The sequence below is a fragment of the Streptomyces caelestis genome (genome assembly GCF_001279005.1).
Lineage (GTDB): Bacteria > Actinomycetota > Actinomycetes > Streptomycetales > Streptomycetaceae > Streptomyces > Streptomyces heliomycini.
Window position 1 is genome coordinate 1 of sequence record NZ_LGCN01000143.1, and the last position, 20207, is coordinate 20207.

The following is a 20207-nucleotide window of genomic DNA, read 5'->3' on the forward strand; positions in this document are numbered from 1 at the left end:
GTCTTGCGGACCGTTTCGACCAGCAGGACCGAACCGGCCTGGGAGACGACCTGGCGGCCGTCGTCCTGGACGCGGACACGGGGATAGGACCCGATAGAGTGCTTCACCTGGGAAGTGCCTCCGGCGGTGGCAGGAACAAGGACCTCGACAATCCTCATTGTTGCTGGTCAGAGGCACTTTCTGCTTTTCTGCCCGCCTGCCGGACAGCTCGCTTGATGAAAGCGCGAGGTTAGCGTCGGGAAGCAGTGGAGGGACTCCGGTGAGACCCATGACGACCGGGGCCTCAAGAACCGCCCGGCGGAGGAGGTCCGGCTCGTCCCGATCCCGCCCCAGCTCGTCGCCATCCTCCGGCAGCACCTCGACACGTTCGGCACCGCCGAGGACGGGCGGCTGTTCACCAACGAGCGTGGGGGAGTGGTCGGCTCCTCGACGTACTACCGCGTCTGGCAGGAGGCCCGTGCGCTGGCGCTTCCGCCGGCCGCGGTCGCCTCTCCGCTCGCGGCTCGCCCGTATGACCTCCGGCATTCGACACTGTCGACTTGGCTCAACTCCGGGGTGGATCCGACAGAGGTCGCCGAGCGTGCGGGCAACAGCGTGGAGGTCCTGCTGAGCCGCTACGCCAAGTGCATCGACGGACGGCAGGAGATCGTCAACCGCAAGATCGAAGAGCTGCTGCGCGAATACGAGTGATCACTGTTGCGCCAGATGTGGGCCCTCGGAACCTCCGAGGGCCCACATTTTTGGCAACGCAGCTATAGATCGTCAGGAGCTGATCTGCTGGTGCGTCGCCAACCCGAGATCGGGGTTGTACCAGTTCGGAAGCTCTTGGGTGGCACGTACCTCCAGACGCATGAGCGCTCGCACATGCCCCTGCTGCGGGGTGAGCGAGTCCAAGAGACCAATGACCTGGGCGAGCTTCGCCTGACGAGCGGGTGAGTCCGGCATACCTGCTAGCTCCATCAGGTGCCTGTAGGCGACCGTGAGCTGGGCGTTCACTTTGCTCTCAAGCTCAAGAACCGCGTCGCTTGCCACCAACTGAGCTTCAGCACGGGTATCTCGTTGGGTACGCCGCGCACTGCTCACTTCCGCTGCTTCCGCGTCGGCAGGTCCCGATTTCAGTGCGTACGCGTATGCCAGCATCGCGTCTCTGTAGTGACGATCATGGGCGTTGAGCAGAACGTAACAGCTCCGGAGCTGATCGATCCTGCGTTGATCTTCAGAAGCCTGCTGCTCTGTGACACGGACCCGTTCTTCTTGCTCCAGCCTCCGCAACTCCGCCCGCTGAGCGAAGACCTGAGTGATCACTGCCGAAGCCAACGTGCCACCTACACCAACGATTGCGACGATCACAGAGATAGTCGCGCCGGACATCTCCACCCCCTGGGCTCAGCTGAGTTCCCTTGATGTGCAGACGGTAGCTAACGCACCCGCGTCGCTCGCTCCAGTCGCTGATAGTCGGCAGGGGGGAGTTGCTGCCGGCATGACACCGCCGACGGCCCACCCCGCGTGGCGTCTGCTACCCGGTCTCTTGACTCGTCCAGGGGGCCTGCCATTGTCGGGGCTGACCTGGGGAGAAGCCTCAAGATGCTGTCCACGAATAGTCCACAGACTGAGTCATAGGGTCGCTGCGCGCTGCACACGCCTGCACATACGCGAAGACCCCGGCCTCAGCGTTTCCGCTGGTGACGGGGTCTTTGGGCACCTCATGCTGGGTGCCCCCGGCAGGATTCGAACCTGCGCACACGGCTCCGGAGGCCGTTGCTCTATCCCCTGAGCTACGGGGGCGTGTCCTCCGCGCGGTGATCGCGGCGACGGGTAGAACACTACCAGCTCCCCGGGGGTGGTCATGAACCCGTTTTCGCAGGAGGGGCCGCCCGCGCGGGGTGGAAGTGGGGAAACGCCGGACGCGGTGGCCGGGGGCCGCCTACTCTCGAGGGGTGCCAGGGGCGTCGGGCCGGGTTCTTGTTGTGGACGACAACAAGGTCATCCGGCAGTTGATCAGGGTCAACCTCGAGCTGGAGGGCATCGAGGTCGTGACCGCGGCCGATGGTGCCGAGTGTCTGGAAGTCGTCCATCAGGTGCGGCCCGACCTCGTCACCCTCGACGTCGTCATGCCGCGGCTCGATGGGTTCCGGACGGCCGCCCGGCTGCGCGCCGATCCCCGGACCGGTCACCTTCCGCTCCTCATGGTGAGCGCCTGCACCCGGTACGAGGTCGAGAACGGGCTCGAGGTGGGGGTGGACGCCTTCCTCGCCAAGCCCTTCGATCCCGCGGAGCTCGTCCGGACCGTCCAGCGGCTGATTCCGGGGCCCCTCGGACGTGTGCGCGGGCCCGGGGACGCCGAGCCGGCCGCCGGGCACGCGGGAGGGTGAGCGGCGGCCGTCCACATCTCGGGACCGTGGCCCAACTCATTCGTCTACCCACCCCCCTCCTCCCCTACGCTTGTCCCGTGACCCCCGTCGAGCTCTCCCGCACCGTGCTGCAGGCGGTGCGCCGTGCCGTCGACGAGGGGGAGCTGAGGGTGGCGGTCCTGCCCGAGCGGGTCCGCGTGACGCCTCCGGGGCCCGGAGGGTGCGGGGACTACGCGACCAATGTCGCCCTTCAGCTCGCGCGGCCGGCGGGGGAGCAGGCCCAGCGGGTCGCCGAGATCCTCCGGCCCCGTCTTCTGGGAGCCCCCGGCATCAGCGACGTCGTCGTCACCGGACCCGGGTTCCTCAACATCAGCCTCGCCCGCGCCGGGAGCGCCGGTCTCGTCCGCGAGATCCTGCGATGCGGTTCCCGGTATGGGCACGGTGACGCCCTGCGCGGCCACACCGTCCGGCTCCGCGCGGTCCCCGAGGTGCGAGCCGTCGTCCAGGCCGAGGCGCTCGGCCGGATCCTCCGGTCCCAGGGCGCCGTCGTCCACCTCGACGACCACGACGACCACGACGACCACGACGACCTCGACCACCTCGACGACGACCACGGCGCCGTCGTCCGGCCCGTCCCCGCGCCCGCCGACCCCCTCCCGCTCGGCCGTGACGCCGCCCGCTGGGCCCTGCTGTACCCCGCCCCGCACGACCGGCCCCGGATCGGCGGCGAGCACCTGGTGCAGCGGGAGGGCAACCCCCTCTTCCGGGTGCGGTACGCCCACGCCCGGACCCGGGCGCTCCTGCGCAACGCCGCCGATCTCGGCTTCGGGCCCGAGCCCGGTCCCGTGGCGGAGGACCGGACGCTGGTCCAGGTCCTCGCCGACCATCCCCGGATCCTCGCGGCCGCCGCGGTCCACCGTGCGCCCGACCGGCTCGCCCGGCAGCTCGTCGCCGTCGCCGACGCCGTACTGCCCCTGTTTCCCGCCGTGCTGCCCCTCGGTGAGGAGAAACCCTCGGCCGCCCACCGTGCCCGGCTCGCGCTCGCCGACGCCGCCGGGACGGTGCTGGCCGGCGGCCTGTCCCTGCTCGGCATCGACGCACCCGACCACCTCTGAGAGAGCCCAGAGAGAAGACCATGAGCCGTTCCGCACACCCCGCCGGGCCCCGTCACGCCGACGTCCTCCCCGAGGGGCACTACTCCGCACCGCCCGCCGACCTCAACGCCCTCGACCCCAAGGTGTGGGCCGAGACCGTCACCCGTGACGCGGACGGCGTGCTCACCGTCGGCGGGATCGACGTCAAGCGGCTCGCCGAGGAGTTCGGCACCCCCGCCTACTTCCTCGACGAGCGGGACTTCCGGGCCCGGGCGCGGGCCTGGCGCACCGCCTTCGGCGGCGACGCCGACGTGTTCTACGCCGGCAAGGCGTTCCTCTCCCGGGCCGTCGTGCGGTGGCTGGACGAGGAGGGGCTGAACCTCGACGTGTGCTCGGGCGGGGAGCTGGCCACCGCGCTGTCCGGCGGGATGCCCGCCGAGCGGATCGCCTTCCACGGCAACAACAAGTCCGTCGCGGAGATCCGGCGGGCCGTGGAGGCAGGGATCGGGCGGATCGTGCTCGACTCGTTCCAGGAGATCGTCCGCGTCGCGCACATCGCGCGGGAGCTCGGCAGGCGGCAGCGGGTGCAGATCCGCATCACCGTGGGCGTCGAGGCGCACACGCACGAGTTCATCGCCACCGCCCACGAGGACCAGAAGTTCGGCATCCCGCTGGCCGGCGGGCAGGCGGCGGAAGCCGTGCGGCGGGCCCTGCAGCTCGACGGGATCGAGCTCATCGGGATCCACTCGCACATCGGGTCGCAGATCTTCGACATGTCGGGCTTCGAGGTCGCCGCGCACCGGGTCGTCGGGCTGCTCAGGGAGATCCGCGACGAGCACGGGGTCGAGCTGCCCGAGATCGACCTCGGGGGCGGGCTCGGGATCGCGTACACCAGCGGCGACGACCCGCGCGAGCCGCACGAGATCGCCAAGGCGCTGACCGAGATCGTCACACGGGAGTGCGAGGCCGCGCGGCTGACGACCCCCCGGATCTCCGTGGAGCCGGGGCGCGCCGTCGTCGGGCCCACCGCCTTCACGCTCTACGAGGTCGGCACCGTCAAGCCGCTGGAGGGGCTGCGGACGTACGTCTCCGTGGACGGCGGGATGTCGGACAACATCCGCACCGCGCTGTACGACGCCGAGTACAGCGTCGCCTTGGCCTCCCGGGTGTCCGACGCCGAGCCGGTGCTGTGCCGGGTCGTCGGCAAGCACTGCGAAAGCGGTGACATCGTGGTGAAGGACGCCTTCCTGCCGGGGGACCTGGCTCCGGGCGACCTCGTCGCCGTGCCGGCGACCGGGGCGTACTGCCGGTCCATGGCCAGCAACTACAACCACGTGCTGCGTCCGCCCGTCGTCGCCGTCCGGGACGGCGAGGCGCGCGTGATCGTGCGGCGGGAGACGGAGGAGGACCTCCTCCGTCTCGACGTCGGATGAGCCGCGACGCCGGCGGGGCGACGGTGCCGGATGCGCGGCCATGTCGGATGAGTGGCGACAAAGAACCTGATCGGACGGCGGAAGATCTTCTGTCTTTTCGGTCATGAAAATGAAATAGATGTCTCACGATCCGGACCGGGGAAAGAAACCCCCGTCCGGTGAGTGAGACTGGTGCAACCGAGACGGTAATCAGGAATCGAGGTCGGATGATGCGTACGCGTCCGCTGAAGGTGGCGCTGCTGGGCTGTGGAGTGGTCGGCTCAGAGGTGGCGCGCATCATGACGACGCACGCCGACGACCTCGCCGCCCGCATCGGGGCCCCGGTGGAGCTCGCGGGCGTGGCCGTGCGGCGGCCCGACCGGGTGCGCGAGGGGATCGACCCCGCCCTGGTCACCACCGACGCCACCGCGCTCGTCAAACGGGGCGACCTCGACATCGTCGTGGAGGTCATCGGCGGCATCGAGCCCGCCCGCACGCTCATCACCACCGCCTTCGAGCACGGCGCGTCCGTCGTCTCCGCGAACAAGGCGCTGCTCGCCCAGGACGGCGCCGCGCTGCACGCCGCCGCCGAGGAGCACGGCAAGGACCTCTACTACGAGGCCGCCGTCGCCGGCGCCATCCCGCTGATCCGCCCGCTGCGCGAGTCGCTCGCCGGGGACAAGGTCAACCGGGTGCTCGGCATCGTCAACGGGACGACCAACTTCATCCTCGACAAGATGGACACCACCGGCGCCGGCTACCAGGAGGCCCTCGACGAGGCCACCGCGCTCGGGTACGCCGAGGCCGACCCCACCGCCGACGTCGAGGGCTTCGACGCCGCCGCCAAGGCCGCCATCCTGGCCGGGATCGCCTTCCACACGCGGGTGCGCCTCGACGACGTCCACCGCGAGGGCATGACCGAGGTCACCGCCGCCGACTTCGCCTCCGCGAAGGAGATGGGCTGCACCATCAAGCTGCTCGCCATCTGCGAGCGGGCCGGGGACGGCGCGTCGGTCACCGCGCGGGTGCATCCGGCGATGATCCCGCTCGGCCACCCGCTCGCCTCCGTGCGCGGCGCCTACAACGCCGTGTTCGTCGAGTCGGACGCCTCCGGGCAGCTGATGTTCTACGGGCCGGGCGCGGGCGGCGCGCCGACCGCCTCCGCCGTGCTCGGGGACCTGGTCGCCGTGGGGCGCAACCGGGTCGGCGGGACGACCGGGCCGGGGGAGTCGGCGTACGCCGCGCTGCCCGTCTCGTCGATGGGCGAGGTCGTCACGCGCTACCACATCAGCCTCGACGTGGCCGACAAACCGGGCGTCCTGGCCCAGGTCGCGACCGTGTTCGCCGAGCACGGTGTCTCGATCGACACGGTCCGCCAGCAGGGCAAGGACGGTGAGGCCTCCCTCGTCGTCGTCACCCACCGTGCGTCCGACGCCGCCCTCGGCGGGACCGTCGAGGCGTTGCGCAAGCTCGACACCGTGCGCGGTGTCGCCAGCATCATGCGGGTTGAAGGAGAGTAACCAGCAATGACCCACCAGTGGCGCGGAATCATCGAGGAGTACCGGGACCGGCTGCCGGTATCCGACACCACGCCGGTCGTGACGCTCCGTGAGGGCGGCACGCCGCTCGTGCCCGCGCAGGTGCTCTCCGAGCGCACGGGCTGCGAGGTGCACCTCAAGGTCGAGGGCGCGAACCCGACCGGGTCCTTCAAGGACCGCGGGATGACCATGGCCATCTCCAAGGCCAAGGAGGAGGGCGCGCAGGCCGTCATCTGCGCCTCCACCGGCAACACCTCCGCCTCCGCCGCCGCGTACGGCGTGCGCGCGGGCATGGTCTCCGCCGTGCTCGTGCCGCAGGGCAAGATCGCGCTCGGCAAGATGGGCCAGGCGCTGGTGCACGGCGCGAAGATCCTCCAGGTCGACGGCAACTTCGACGACTGCCTCACGCTGGCCCGCGCGCTGAGCGACAACTACCCGGTGGCGCTGGTCAATTCGGTCAACCCGGTGCGCATCGAGGGCCAGAAGACCGCCGCCTTCGAGATCGTGGACATGCTGGGCGACGCGCCCGACATCCACGTCCTGCCGGTGGGTAACGCGGGCAACATCACCGCGTACTGGAAGGGGTACAAGGAGTACGCCGCCGACCGCGTCAGCACGAGGACGCCGCGCATGTGGGGCTTCCAGGCTTCCGGCAGCGCGCCGATCGTGCGCGGCGAGGTCGTCAAGGACCCGTCGACCATCGCCACCGCCATCCGCATCGGCAACCCCGCCTCCTGGGACTTCGCGCTCGCCGCGCGGGACGAGTCGGGCGGCGCCATCGACGAGGTGACCGACCGTGAGATCCTGCGCGCCTACCGGCTGTTGGCCTCGCAGGAGGGCGTCTTCGTCGAGCCCGCGTCCGCCGCTTCGGTGGCCGGTCTGCTGAAGGCCGCCGAGCAGGGCAGGGTCGACCCGGGGCAGCGGATCGTGTGCACCGTCACCGGCAACGGCCTGAAGGACCCGGACTGGGCCGTCGCCGGCGCTCCGCAGCCGGTCACCGTCCCCGTGGACGCCGCGACCGCCGCCCAGCGGCTCGGCCTCGTCTAGCGCGAGCGGCGATCCGGGAGAGGGTCCGCGCAACGGGCGTAAGAACGCGCCCGCCTGGGAAAGTTCTCTCCAGGGGTGCACAGAGGGCTTGCGACACGCATCGTGCGCCTCCTGTGCGCCCTATGTCGTCACTGAACCTTCCTTCGATAGGCTGTACCGAACCCGCCCACCGCATATGCCGCGGCATCGCGGTGTCTCCGCGGTCTCTCCGTGGTCCGGAAAGCGGCCCGGAGGGTCCGGAGAGCGGCCGGCCACCCCGGCCGGCGGCGATCCCAGGGGGTTTCGTACGCCCTCGTATGTCCGACGAACGTCCGTCGAATTCCGTTCGACAGTCACGCAGCTCAAGGAGAGTCTTCGAGCGATGGCCGGTCCCGCGTTCCGCGCCGCCGCCGTCCGGGTGCGCGTCCCCGCCACCAGCGCCAACCTCGGCCCGGGCTTCGACGCCCTCGGCCTCGCGCTGGGTCTCTACGACGACGTGGTCGTCCGGGTGGCCGACTCCGGGCTGCACATCGACATCGCCGGTGAGGGCGGCGAGACCCTCCCGCGCGACGAGAGCCATCTGCTCGTACGCTCCCTGCGCACCGCCTTCGACCTGCTCGGCGGACAGCCGCGCGGCCTGGAGATCGTCTGCGCCAACCGCATCCCGCACGGCCGCGGCCTGGGCTCCTCCTCCGCCGCCATCTGCGCCGGGATCGTCGCCGCCCGCGCCGTGACCATAGGCGCCGAGGCCAGGCTCGACGACACCGCGCTCCTCGAACTCGCCACCGAGATCGAGGGTCACCCCGACAACGTCGCGGCCTGCCTGCTGGGCGGTTTCACCCTGTCCTGGATGGAGGGCGGCGCGGCCCGGGCGATCAGGATGGATCCCGCCGATTCCATCGTTCCGGTGGTTTTCGTGCCCGGGAAGCCGGTCCTCACCGAGACCGCGCGCGGCCTGCTCCCGCGCACCGTGCCGCACGTCGACGCCGCCGCCAACGCAGGCCGTGCGGCCCTGCTCGTCGAGGCCCTGACCAGGCGCCCCGAGCTGCTGCTGCCCGCCACCGAGGACCGGCTGCACCAGGAGTACCGCGCCCCGGCCATGCCGGAGAGCGCCGCCCTGGTGGAGCGGCTGCGCGGGGACGGCATCCCCGCGGTGATCTCCGGCGCCGGTCCCACGGTCATGGCGCTGGCGGACGCGGGCACGGCCGACAAGGTCGAAGCACTGGCCGGCACCGGCTGGGCCGCCAATCGGCTCGGTCTCGACGTGCGGGGCGCGAGCGTGCTTCCGCTCGCCACCTGACACACGGTCGCCGGATTTCGAGAGGGGGAATGTTTGTTGGATCCGGTAGTGTTAATCTCAAGTCTGCACCCGACCCCACCATGGCGAGGTGCCTCGTGTCCCCGTCCGGGACAGACATTCTTCCGGGAGCCCCCCAAGCCGCACTGTGTTCTCTGCTACGTACGCGGGCAGTACGTCGTACGCGGACGCTGAACGGCCCGTGGGGCGGGCTTCGGAACCGGTGCGACCACGCCACGTGACACTGGATGCCACGGCTCGGGGAAGCGCCATCACCAGATATCTCTTCCGCCGCTCAGGCGGACAACCGCCCCGGCACGGTTCACACAGCAAGGACCGATGCCGGACAGCACAACCGGTCGCCGAGCCAGACAGGCCGACGTCCGCTCCAGGGAAGGACCCTTCGTGAGCGACACCACCGATCTGATGGGCGCACGTGTCGAGGAGACCGCTGCCGCGCCCGCCACGGACGCTTCCGCGCCTGCCGGCGGTGCCGGCTCCCGGCGGCGCCGCGGTACCGGCCTCGAGGGCATGGTGCTGGCCGAGCTGCAGCAGGTCGCGTCCGGCCTCGGAATCAGGGGCACCGCGCGTATGCGCAAGAGCCAGCTGATCGAGGTCATCAAGGAGGCGCAGGCCGGCGGAGGCGCCGCCCCGGCCAAGGCCGAGGCCGCCGCCGAGACCAAGCCCAAGCGCCGTGCCACCTCCCGGACCCGTACGGGTGAGGCCGCCGAGAAGAAGGCCGACGCCAAGGCCGAGCAGGCCCCCGCCGAGAAGGCCGCGGCCCAGCAGCAGATCGACATCCCGGGCCAGCCCTCCCCGAAGGTCCCGGCCGAGCAGGCCGAGGAGGCCGCTCCCGCCGAGCGCCGCCGCCGTCGCGCCACCGCCGAGGCGGGCGCCCCGGCCGCCGCCGCGACCGAGACGGTCACCGCCGAGGCGAAGGCCGAGCCCAAGGCCGAGAACCCGGCCCAGCAGCAGTCGCAGCAGCAGGGCGACGCCAAGGGCGACCACGACGGCGGCGAGGGCCGCCGCCGCGACCGCCGTGAGCGCGGCCGCGACCGTGACCGCGGCGAGCGTGGTGACCGCGGCGAGCGCGGCGAGCGCGGTGACCGTCGCAACAAGGGCGACGACCAGCAGCAGGGCCAGGGCCGTCAGCAGAGCCAGCAGGGCGGCGGCCGACAGGACCGTCAGCACGACGACGACGACTTCGAGGGCGGCCGCCGCGGCCGCCGCGGGCGCTACCGCGACCGCCGTGGCCGTCGGGGCCGCGACGAGATGGCCTCCGAGCCGCAGCTCACCGACGACGACGTCCTGATCCCGGTCGCCGGCATCCTCGACATCCTCGACAACTACGCGTTCATCCGGACCTCCGGCTACCTGCCCGGTCCGAACGACGTGTACGTCTCCCTCGCCCAGGTCCGCAAGAACGGCCTGCGCAAGGGCGACCACGTCACCGGCGCCGTGCGCCAGCCCAAGGAGGGCGAGCGCCGCGAGAAGTTCAACGCGCTGGTCCGCCTCGACTCCGTCAACGGCATGGCGCCCGAACACGGCCGCGGCCGCCCGGAGTTCAACAAGCTCACCCCGCTCTACCCGCAGGACCGCCTCCGCCTGGAGACGGACCCGGGCGTGCTGACCACGCGGATCATCGACCTCGTGTCGCCGATCGGCAAGGGCCAGCGCGGTCTGATCGTGGCCCCGCCGAAGACCGGCAAGACCATGATCATGCAGGCGATCGCCAACGCGATCACCCACAACAACCCCGAGTGCCACCTGATGGTCGTCCTCGTCGACGAGCGTCCGGAAGAGGTCACCGACATGCAGCGGTCGGTCAAGGGCGAGGTCATCTCCTCGACCTTCGACCGCCCGGCCGAGGACCACACCACGGTCGCCGAGCTCGCCATCGAGCGCGCCAAGCGCCTGGTGGAGCTGGGTCACGACGTCGTCGTGCTGCTCGACTCGATCACGCGTCTGGGCCGTGCGTACAACCTCGCCGCCCCGGCCTCCGGCCGCATCCTGTCCGGTGGTGTCGACTCGACCGCCCTGTACCCGCCGAAGCGCTTCTTCGGTGCGGCCCGCAACATCGAGGACGGCGGCTCGCTGACCATCCTCGCCACCGCCCTGGTGGACACCGGGTCCCGCATGGACGAGGTGATCTTCGAGGAGTTCAAGGGCACCGGCAACGCGGAGCTCAAGCTCGACCGGAAGCTCGCCGACAAGCGCATCTTCCCCGCGGTGGACGTCGACGCGTCCGGCACCCGTAAGGAAGAGATCCTGCTCGCCAGCGACGAGCTCGCCATCGTCTGGAAGCTGCGGCGGGTGCTGCACGCCCTCGACCAGCAGCAGGCGGTCGAGCTGCTCCTCGACAAGATGAAGCAGACGAAGTCGAACGCCGAGTTCCTGATGCAGATCCAGAAGACGACGCCGACGCCGGGCAACGGCGACTGACGTCGGGCCTTCCGCCGAAAGGGCCGCTCCCGCCGGGGAGCGGCCCTTTCGCGTGCGGCGAGAGGTGCGCCGAGAGCTCCGTCACGACGAGGTCCGGCGGGTCCGGCGGGACCGGCGCCGGGACGTACACCCCTTCGGTCGACCCGCGGGTCGGCGGGGCGACCGCCGGTTCCGCGCGAAACCCCGCACCCCGGACGCCCGCCGGCCCGGCACGGCCCGCCGTGCGGTCCCGTCCCGCGTTTTCCCGTTCGCCCCGACGGCGGGACGATGGATGGCGTACGGCTGTGAGGGCCGGGGCCGACACCGCGTGCGGGGACGGCCGACCGAGGACGAGCCGAGGAGCACATGTCCGCCGAGAGCACACCGAGCCGCCCAGGCAAGCGGCGCCGGGGCCTGAGGGCCGCGGCCTGGACCGCCGTCGGCGTCGTCGCCCTCGGCGGCGCCGGCGCCGGATACCTGTACGTCAAGCTCAACGGCAACATCGAGAGCCTCGACATCGACCGGATCCTCGGCGCCGACCGGCCCGAGAAGGCCGACAACGGCTCCGAGAACATACTCGTCCTCGGCTCCGACACCCGCTCCGGCGACAACGGGAAGCTCGGCGGCGGCGCCGACGGGGGGAGCGCCCGCTCGGACACCGCGATGATCGTGCACGTCCACGAGGGCCGTAAGAAGGCGAGCGTGGTCTCCCTCCCGCGCGACACCGTCGTCGACCGCCCCGAGTGCACCGGCGCCGACGGCGTCACCCACCCCGCGGCGAGCGGCGTGATGTTCAACTCCGCCTACGCCACGGGCGGGGCGGCCTGCGCGGTGAAGACCGTCGAGTCGCTCACCGGCCTGCGCCTGGACCACTACCTGGAGGTCGACTTCACGGGCTTCCAGAAGCTCGTCGACGAACTCGGCGGCGTCGAGGTCACCACCGGCAAGGACATCGACGACCCCGACAGCCACCTGCGACTCGAGGCCGGCACCCACCGGCTCGACGGCGCGCAGGCCCTCGGCCTGGTGCGCACCCGGCACGGCGTCGGCGACGGCTCCGACCTCGGCCGCATCCAGCTCCAGCAGGCCTTCGTCAAGGCCCTGGTGCGGCAGGTCGAGGAGGTCGGCGTCCTCACCCACCCCAAGAAGCTGTACGACCTCGCCGACACCGCCACCAAGGCCGTCACCACCGACTCCGACCTGGGCTCGGTGAACTCCCTGATGGCCTTCGCCAACGGCCTGAGGGACATCACCCCCGCCAACATGCACATGATCACCCTGCCGGTCCGGTACGACCCGGCGGACGGCAACCGGGTCCTGGTGCGGGAAACCGAGGCCGGACAGGTCTGGGACGCCCTGAGGAAGGACGACCCCATCCCCGGGAGCGTCACCCGGAACACGGCCAAGGGCGGAGCGAAGGACGTCGTGGACACCGCCTGAAAGCGCGCGGCCGTGCCGATGCACGGCTTTGCCGCACGGGCGCGGGGCGCCCTCGCCGGCCCGCGGGAATACCCGGCCACCGCCCCCGGTTTTGGGTGATGACCCCAGTCCTGGCAGACTGGTGAGTCGGCCCCGGTTCACGCTCCCGCACCCCGCGGAGGCGACCCGGCGCCCTCCCGAACCTAGGAGACACCTTGAAGCGCGACATCCACCCCGAGTACGTCGAGACGCAGGTCAGCTGCACCTGCGGCGCGTCGTTCACCACCCGCAGCACGATCGGCAGCGGCACCATCCGCGCCGAGGTCTGCTCCGAGTGCCACCCGTTCTACACGGGCAAGCAGAAGATCCTCGACACCGGTGGCCGTGTGGCCCGCTTCGAGGCCCGCTTCGGCAAGGCCGCCGGCTCCAAGAAGTAGCGAGCCTCCAATCGCCGGTCCACGGCAGCGCCCCACCCCGGGGTGCGGCCGGGACCGGCGTTTTTGGTCGCCCGCCCTTCACCCACGTACCAGCAGGAGCCCAAGATGTTCGAGGCCGTCGAGGAACTCGTCGCCGAGCACGCCGACCTGGAGAAGAAGCTCGCCGATCCGTCGGTCCACGCCGACCAGGCCAATGCGCGCAAGCTGAACAAGCGCTACGCCGAGCTCACCCCGATCGTCGCCACGTACCGCTCCTGGAGGCAGACGGGCGACGACGTCGAGACCGCGCGCGAACTGGCGGCCGACGACCCCGACTTCGCCGCCGAGGTCAAGGACCTGGAGCGGCAGCGCGAGGAGCTCACCGAGAAGCTCCGGCTGCTGCTGGTCCCGCGCGACCCCAGCGACGACAAGGACGTCATCCTCGAGATCAAGGCGGGCGCGGGCGGCGACGAGTCCGCCCTGTTCGCCGGCGACCTGCTGCGCATGTACCTGCGCTACGCCGAGCGCGTCGGCTGGAAGACCGAGATCATCGACGCCACCGAGTCCGAGCTGGGCGGCTACAAGGACGTCCAGGTGGCGGTGAAGGCCCGCGGGCAGCTCGAGCCCGGCCAGGGCGTGTGGGCCCGGCTGAAGTACGAGGGCGGCGTGCACCGCGTGCAGCGGGTGCCGGCCACCGAGTCGCAGGGCCGCATCCACACCTCCGCGGCGGGCGTCCTGGTGACCCCCGAGGCGGAGGAGGTCGACGTCGAGATCAACCCGAACGACCTGCGCATCGACGTCTACCGCTCCTCCGGACCCGGCGGCCAGTCCGTCAACACCACCGACTCCGCCGTGCGCATCACGCACATCCCGACCGGAGTCGTGGCCTCCTGCCAGAACGAGAAGAGCCAGCTGCAGAACAAGGAGCAGGCACTGCGTATCCTGCGCTCCAGGCTCCTCGCGGCGGCGCAGGAGGAGGCGGAGCGGGAGGCCGCCGACGCCCGCCGCAGCCAGGTCCGCACCGTCGACCGCTCCGAGAAGATCCGCACGTACAACTTCCCGGAGAACCGCATCTCGGACCACCGCGTCGGCTTCAAGGCGTACAACCTGGACCAGGTCCTGGACGGCGACCTCGCCGCGGTGATCCAGGCCTGCGTCGACGCGGACTCGGCCGCCAAGCTCGCCGCCGCGTAAACCCCGTAGACAGCCCGGAGGACCGTCGTGAACCTGCTGCTCGCCGAGGTGGCCCAGGCCACCCAGCGGCTCGCCGACGCCGGCGTGCCCTCGCCGCGCACCGACGCGGAGGAGCTCGCCGCGTTCGTGCACGGCGTCAAGCGCGGCGAGCTGCACGTGGTGAAGGACTCGGACTTCGACGCCCGGTACTGGGAGGTCATCGCGCGCCGCGAAGCGCGCGAGCCGCTCCAGCACATTACCGGACGCGCCTACTTCCGCTATCTGGAGCTCCAGGTCGGGCCGGGGGTGTTCGTGCCGCGCCCCGAGACCGAGTCGGTGGTCGGCTGGGCGATAGACGCCGTCCGCGCCATGGACGTCGTCGAACCGTGCATCGTCGACCTGTGCACCGGCTCGGGCGCCATCGCGCTGGCACTGGCCCAGGAGGTGCCGCGCTCGCGCGTGCACGCCGTGGAGCTGTCCGAGGACGCCCTGACGTGGACCCGCAAGAACATGGAGGGGTCACGGGTCGAGCTGCGCCAGGGAGACGCCCTGACGGCCTTCCCGGACCTCGACGGCCAGGTCGACCTGGTCGTCTCCAATCCGCCGTACATCCCGCTCACCGAGTGGGAGTACGTCGCGCCGGAGGCCCGCGACTACGATCCCGACCTGGCCCTGTTCTCCGGCGAGGACGGGCTTCACCTGATCCGCGGCCTGGAGCGCACCGCACACCGGCTGCTGCGGCCCGGCGGGGTGGTCGTCGTCGAGCACGCCGACACCCAGGGCGGCCAGGTGCCGTGGATCTTCGCCGAGGACCGCGGCTGGACCGACGCGGCCGACCACCCCGACCTGAACAACCGCCCCCGGTTCGCCACCGCCCGCAAGGCGCTGCCGTGACCGTCCCGCATACTTCATCCCCCCAGCAGCACCCGTACGAGGAGGCCCGCTAGATGGCTCGGCGATACGACACCAACGACGCGACCGACCGCGCGACCGGTCTGCGTGAAGCCGCGTCCGCCGTCCGCCGGGGCGAGCTCGTGGTGCTGCCGACGGACACCGTGTACGGGATCGGCGCCGACGCGTTCACCTCGGAGGCCGTCGCCGATCTGCTGGAGGCCAAGGGCCGGGGCCGCAACATGCCCACGCCCGTCCTCATCGGCTCCCCGAACACCCTGCACGGCCTGGTCACGGACTTCTCCGAGCTGGCCTGGGAACTGGTCGACGCGTTCTGGCCGGGCGCGCTGACACTGGTCGCCAGGCACCAGCCGTCGCTCCAGTGGGACCTCGGGGACACCCGGGGCACGGTCGCCGTGCGGATGCCGCTGCACCCGGTCGCCATCGAGCTGCTCACCGAGGTCGGGCCCATGGCCGTCTCCTCCGCCAACCTCACCGGCCACCCCGCGCCGGAGAACTGCGACGCCGCGCAGGAGATGCTCGGCGACTCCGTCTCCGTGTACCTGGACGGCGGTCCGACGCCCGGCAACGTGCCCTCCTCGATCGTCGACGTCACCCGCCCCGTGCCGGTGCTGCTGCGCGAGGGAGCGATCTCGCCGGAGGAACTGCGCAAGGTGGTACCCGACCTCGAGGTGGCGAATTGACGGCCCCCGAGTCGGGGCGTGGCATAGGCAACGGGGAATCCAGCGCGGAGATCACGACGACCTTCGGGTTTCCGCGCGACACCTTCCGCATCCTCCACGTCAGTACCGGAAACGTGTGCCGCTCGCCCATCACCGAGCGGCTGACCCGGCATTTCGTGAGCCAGCGGCTGGGGATCCTGGGGGGCGGGCTGATCGTGGAGAGCGCGGGCACCTGGGGGCACGAGGGCGCGCCCATGGAGGCCCACGCGGAGACCGTGCTGGCGGACTTCGGGGCGGACGCGTCGGGGTTCACGGGGCGCGAGCTGCTGGACGAGCACGTGATCCGGGCGGACCTGGTGCTGACCGCCACGCGGGACCACCGGGCGCAGGTCATCTCGATGGGGCACTCGGCGGGGCTGCGGACGTTCACGCTCAAGGAGTTCACGCGGCTGGTCGACGCGATCGATCCGGCCACGTTGCCGCCGTTGGACGAGGGGCTGGTCATGCGGGCCCGGGCGCTGGTGCGGGCCGCCGCGGCGCTGCGCGGGTGGCTTCTGGCGCCGACGGCCGAGGCGGACGAGGTGTACGACCCGTACGGGGCGCCGCTGACGTTCTTCCGGTCCATCGGGGACGAGATATTCGAGGCGCTGGATCCTGTCGTCACCGCGCTGACCGGGGTGCCGGCTCGGGCGTAGGTGTCCGGCTGCTGAGGTGGGTTCACAGGGCCTCCGGCGTTGTTCCGCTGTGCCCACCCTCCCCCATTGCCCTAAAGGCATGGGAGGTACCCCCATCGCCCTGCGGAACGACTGCCCACAGCGACGTGGAACGACTGCCCACGGCGACGTGGACGACTGCCCACAGCGACGTGGAACGGCTGCCCACGGCGGTGCGGGGTGTGGTAGCGGGGGCGGGTTCGGGGGGTGTGGCCTACATTGGGCGTTATGGCGGTCGGGCATGTCCTCGAGGGCGATGCGGTGCGGCGGCAGGATCCCGAGCTGGCCGATGTGCTGCTCGCGGAGCGGGAGCGGCAGTCGAGCACGCTCCAGCTGATCGCCGCCGAGAACTTCATGTCGCCGGCCGTGCTGGCCGCCCTCGCCTCACCGCCGGCCAACAAGTACGCCGAGGGATACCCCGGCAACCGGTACCACGGCGGCTGCGAGGTCGTCGACCTCGCCGAGCGCCTCGCCGTGGAGCGGGCCACGGCGCTGTTCGGCGCCGAGCACGCCAACGTGCAGGCGCACTCCGGCTCGTCCGCCGTGCTCGCCGCGTACGCCGCCCTGCTGCGCCCCGGCGACACCGTGCTCGCCCTCGGCCTGCACTACGGCGGTCACCTCACCCACGGCTCGCCCGCCAACTTCTCCGGCCGCTGGTTCGACTTCGTCGGCTACGGCGTGGACGCGGAGAGCGGGCTCGTCGACCACGACCAGGTCCGCGCCCTCGCCCGCAACCACCGCCCCAAGGCGATCGTCTGCGGCTCCATCGCCTATCCGCGCCACCTCGACCACGCCTTCTTCCGCGAGGTCGCCGACGAGGTCGGCGCCTATCTCATCGCGGACGCCGCGCACCCCATCGGCCTGGTCGCCGGGGGAGTGGCGCCCAGCCCGGTGCCGTACGCGGACATCGTGTGCGCGACGACGCACAAGGTGCTGCGGGGCCCGCGCGGCGGGATGATCCTGTGCGGCGCCGAACTGGCCGAGCGGGTCGACCGCGCCGTCTTCCCCTTCACCCAGGGCGGCGCCCAGATGAACGCCGTCGCGGCCAAGGCCGTCGCGTTCGGGGAGGCGGCGACGCCGGCCTTCGCCGCGTACGCGCACCGGGTGGTCGCCAACGCGCGGACGCTGGCCGCCGCGCTGGCCGCCGAGGGGCTGATCGTCGTCACCGGCGGCACGGACACCCACCTGGTCGTCGCCGACCCGGCGCCGCTCGGCGTCGACGGGCGCACCGCGCGCGGCCGGCTCGCGGCGGCGGGGATCGTCCTGGACTGCTGCGCGCTTCCGCACGACGACGACCGGGGGCTGCGCCTGGGCACGGCGGCGGTGACCACGCAGGGCATGGGGGCGAGGGAGATGACGTTCGTCGCGGGGCTGCTGGCGAGCGTCCTGCGGGGCGGCACCGAGCCCGCGCGGGCCCGGGAGGACGTACGGGAACTGGCCGCGGCGTTCCCGCCGTACCCCCGTTGAGCGGGCCGGTCCCGGGGGAGGCGGCACGGACGCACCGTCGCGCGTGCAACCATCCTCGGTACCCGGAAGTCCTCACCCGTATGCGTGCCTCGCTAGGGTGTGGGGCTGTGATGGCCAGCGAGACCTGTGGGGAAGCCCGTGCGTGAATACCTGCTGACGCTCTGCATCACGGCCGCGGTGACGTATCTGCTGACAGGGCCGGTACGGAAGTTCGCGATCGTGGCCGGGGCGATGCCGGAGATCCGGGCACGTGACGTGCACCGGGAACCCACTCCGCGGCTCGGCGGTATCGCCATGTTCTTCGGCCTGTGCGCGGGCCTGCTGACCGCCGACCACCTCACCAACCTGAGCCAGCTCTTCGAGAGGTCCAACGAGCCGCGGGCGCTGCTCTCCGGGGCCGCGCTGATCTGGCTGATCGGTGTGCTGGACGACAAGTTCGAGATCGACGCGCTGATCAAGCTCGGCGGCCAGATGATCGCCGCCGGCGTGATGGTCATGCAGGGCCTGACGATCCTGTGGCTGCCGGTCCCGGGCGTCGGCACGGTCGCGCTGACCCAGTGGCAGGGCACCCTGCTCACGGTGGCGCTGGTCGTCATCACCATCAACGCGGTCAACTTCGTGGACGGCCTCGACGGCCTCGCCGCCGGCATGGTGTGCATCGCGTCGGCCGCGTTCTTCATGTACGCCTACCGCATCTGGTACTCGTACGGCATCGAGGCCGCCGCTCCCGCGACGCTGTTCGCGGCCATCCTGATGGGCATGTGCCTGGGCTTCCTGCCGCACAACATGCACCCCGCGCGGATCTTCATGGGCGACTCGGGCTCGATGCTGATCGGTCTGGTCCTGGCGGCGGGCGCGATCTCCATCACGGGACAGGTGGACCCGGACAGCCTGTTCGGCGGGTCCGAGCGCAGCACGGTGCACCAGATGGTGCCGGTCTACATCCCGCTGGTGATGCCGCTGACGATCATCGCGATCCCGGCCGCCGACCTGATCCTGGCGATCGTGCGGCGCACCTGGCGGGGCCAGTCGCCGTTCGCGGCGGACCGGGGGCACCTGCACCACCGGTTGCTGGAGATCGGCCACTCGCACAGCCGGGCGGTGCTGATCATGTACTTCTGGTCGGCGCTGATCGGCTTCGGCGCACTGACCTACTCCGTGCACTCGGCGTCGATGTGGATCGTGCTGAGCGTCGTGATCCTCTCCGCGCTCGGCCTGGTCCTGCTCCTGCTGCCCCGCTTCACGCCGCGCGCCCCGCGCTGGGCGGAGGCCGTCGTGCCGCCGCGCTACCGCCGCCGGGCGGCCCCGGCCACCGCCCCGGACGCGTCGGCCCCGGCGGACGCCGAGTCCGTCGACGACCACCGCGCCCCGGTCGCCGCGGGCGTCTCCGGCGTCAACGGCGCGAGCGCCGTCGGCTCCCGCGCACGCGTGGTCGACCGCTCACGGCCAAGGTAAGAATCCGACTAGAGCATTGCCAAGTCGTGGGACCCCGATGGGGCTGTGTTGGGTGTATGAACCGCCCCAATATCAGACAAAGAGGCCGGGATCTCGCTCAGGCGCGCAGATTCATTCTCATGTGTGACAGTGGGCACACTCGGCAGGTAAAGACTGCATCAAATAGTTTGTGATACCGTTCACGAGAACCCCGGAGAGAGCCAGCGAGCCGCAGTGCGACGGTTCATCGGTGCGAGGAATTCTCACTCGGCCCGGGGGTCTACGCTCGTCCATGACGACACCCTGCCCCCTGTGAATTGCGGAGTTGCCGCCATGCCGTCCCAAGACGTCCGGATCCTGGCCCAGGCCGCCGTGCCCACGGCTGCCGTCGGCGCCGTAGCCGCGCTCGTCAGTGGCTTGACGGCGGGCGGCAAGGGCGCCGTCGGTGCGATCGTCGCGACCGTGGTCGTGGTCCTCTTCATGGGGATCGGCCTCTACGTGCTGCAGCGCACCGCCAAATCGCTTCCCCATCTGTTCCAGGCGATGGGGCTGATGCTCTACGCGGCGCAGATCCTCCTGCTGTTCGTCTTCCTCGCCGTGTTCAAGAACACCACGCTGTTCCATCCCAAGGCCTTCGCGTTCACGCTCGTCGCCGGCACCCTCGCGTGGATCGCCGCGCAGACGCGCGCCCACATGAAGTCCAAGATCCTTTACGTCGAACCCGAGTCGACGACGGACACGAAGTCCGAAAAATCGGGGCACTCGTCGTGACGGGTAGGGCCGGGATAAAGAGGCATGCGAGACCCTGCTATCGTCCGGTGCCAACTGCGGCATCGCGGGCGCGGGCATCTCGACTGACGCCTGCACCATCG

Annotated in this window: 17 protein-coding genes, 1 tRNA gene and 1 pseudogene; 17 read left to right on the forward strand and 2 right to left on the reverse strand. The window is 71.1% G+C overall.

The window, feature by feature from the left end; translation table 11 throughout:
• Positions 1-231 precede the first annotated feature (231 nt).
• Positions 232-690: pseudogene (locus ADK41_RS13790) on the forward strand (tyrosine-type recombinase/integrase); the annotation flags it as partial.
• Positions 691-762: 72 nt separating this feature from the next.
• Here ADK41_RS13790 and ADK41_RS13795 read toward each other — a convergent pair.
• Positions 763-1371, reverse strand: a complete 609-nt coding sequence (locus ADK41_RS13795; protein ID WP_158717682.1) for a hypothetical protein — start codon at positions 1369-1371, stop codon at positions 763-765.
• A 342-nt stretch (positions 1372-1713) separates the two neighbouring features.
• A tRNA-Arg gene (locus tag ADK41_RS13800) sits at positions 1714-1785 on the reverse strand.
• Between the two features lie 104 nt (positions 1786-1889).
• Between ADK41_RS13800 and ADK41_RS13805 the strand changes: the two genes are divergently transcribed.
• The 16 genes from ADK41_RS13805 (at position 1890) to ADK41_RS13880 (ending at position 20106) form a co-directional block, all read left to right on the forward strand.
• Positions 1890-2372, forward strand: a complete 483-nt coding sequence (locus tag ADK41_RS13805) for a response regulator (RefSeq protein ID WP_078662015.1) — start codon at positions 1890-1892, stop codon at positions 2370-2372.
• A 77-nt stretch (positions 2373-2449) separates the two neighbouring features.
• A complete protein-coding gene (gene nrtL, locus ADK41_RS13810) occupies positions 2450-3466 on the forward strand; it encodes an ArgS-related anticodon-binding protein NrtL (protein WP_030828822.1) in 1017 nt (338 codons plus the stop codon).
• A gap of 20 nt (positions 3467-3486) precedes the next feature.
• The gene (lysA, locus tag ADK41_RS13815; protein WP_030828825.1) at positions 3487-4878 is read left to right on the forward strand and encodes a diaminopimelate decarboxylase; all 1392 of its coding nucleotides are present in this window, start codon (positions 3487-3489) and stop codon (positions 4876-4878) included.
• Between the two features lie 206 nt (positions 4879-5084).
• On the forward strand, positions 5085-6377 hold the full coding sequence (locus ADK41_RS13820) for a homoserine dehydrogenase (RefSeq protein ID WP_030828828.1): 1293 nt from the start codon (positions 5085-5087) through the stop codon (positions 6375-6377).
• Between the two features lie 6 nt (positions 6378-6383).
• On the forward strand, positions 6384-7442 hold the full coding sequence (thrC, locus tag ADK41_RS13825) for a threonine synthase (RefSeq protein ID WP_030828831.1): 1059 nt from the start codon (positions 6384-6386) through the stop codon (positions 7440-7442).
• A 361-nt stretch (positions 7443-7803) separates the two neighbouring features.
• The gene (gene thrB / locus ADK41_RS13830) at positions 7804-8721 is read left to right on the forward strand and encodes a homoserine kinase (protein ID WP_030828834.1); all 918 of its coding nucleotides are present in this window, start codon (positions 7804-7806) and stop codon (positions 8719-8721) included.
• A gap of 402 nt (positions 8722-9123) precedes the next feature.
• On the forward strand, positions 9124-11160 hold the full coding sequence (rho, locus tag ADK41_RS13835; RefSeq protein WP_030828837.1) for a transcription termination factor Rho: 2037 nt from the start codon (positions 9124-9126) through the stop codon (positions 11158-11160).
• A gap of 345 nt (positions 11161-11505) precedes the next feature.
• Positions 11506-12579 carry an LCP family protein gene (locus tag ADK41_RS13840; protein WP_030828840.1) on the forward strand — a complete coding sequence of 358 codons (1074 nt, stop codon included), beginning with the start codon at positions 11506-11508 and terminating at the stop codon, positions 12577-12579.
• Positions 12580-12773: 194 nt separating this feature from the next.
• Positions 12774-12995 carry a 50S ribosomal protein L31 gene (gene rpmE / locus ADK41_RS13845; protein WP_030828843.1) on the forward strand — a complete coding sequence of 74 codons (222 nt, stop codon included), beginning with the start codon at positions 12774-12776 and terminating at the stop codon, positions 12993-12995.
• A gap of 105 nt (positions 12996-13100) precedes the next feature.
• Positions 13101-14168, forward strand: coding sequence for a peptide chain release factor 1 (gene prfA / locus ADK41_RS13850; RefSeq protein WP_030828846.1), 1068 nt, complete (start codon positions 13101-13103; stop codon positions 14166-14168).
• A 27-nt stretch (positions 14169-14195) separates the two neighbouring features.
• Entirely contained in the window at positions 14196-15041 is an 846-nt protein-coding gene (gene prmC, locus ADK41_RS13855) for a peptide chain release factor N(5)-glutamine methyltransferase (protein ID WP_030828850.1), read from the forward strand.
• 53 nt (positions 15042-15094) lie between these two features.
• On the forward strand, positions 15095-15742 hold the full coding sequence (locus ADK41_RS13860; protein ID WP_030828853.1) for an L-threonylcarbamoyladenylate synthase: 648 nt from the start codon (positions 15095-15097) through the stop codon (positions 15740-15742).
• Positions 15739-16416, forward strand: coding sequence for a low molecular weight phosphatase family protein (locus ADK41_RS13865; protein WP_030828856.1), 678 nt, complete (start codon positions 15739-15741; stop codon positions 16414-16416). The genes ADK41_RS13860 and ADK41_RS13865 overlap by 4 nt, the downstream gene beginning before the upstream one ends.
• Positions 16417-16662: 246 nt before the next feature.
• On the forward strand, positions 16663-17901 hold the full coding sequence (gene glyA / locus ADK41_RS13870) for a serine hydroxymethyltransferase (RefSeq protein WP_030828859.1): 1239 nt from the start codon (positions 16663-16665) through the stop codon (positions 17899-17901).
• 138 nt (positions 17902-18039) lie between these two features.
• The gene (locus tag ADK41_RS13875; protein ID WP_030828861.1) at positions 18040-19356 is read left to right on the forward strand and encodes an MraY family glycosyltransferase; all 1317 of its coding nucleotides are present in this window, start codon (positions 18040-18042) and stop codon (positions 19354-19356) included.
• A gap of 312 nt (positions 19357-19668) precedes the next feature.
• The gene (locus ADK41_RS13880; RefSeq protein ID WP_030828863.1) at positions 19669-20106 is read left to right on the forward strand and encodes a hypothetical protein; all 438 of its coding nucleotides are present in this window, start codon (positions 19669-19671) and stop codon (positions 20104-20106) included.
• The last annotated feature ends 101 nt before the right edge of the window (positions 20107-20207 follow it).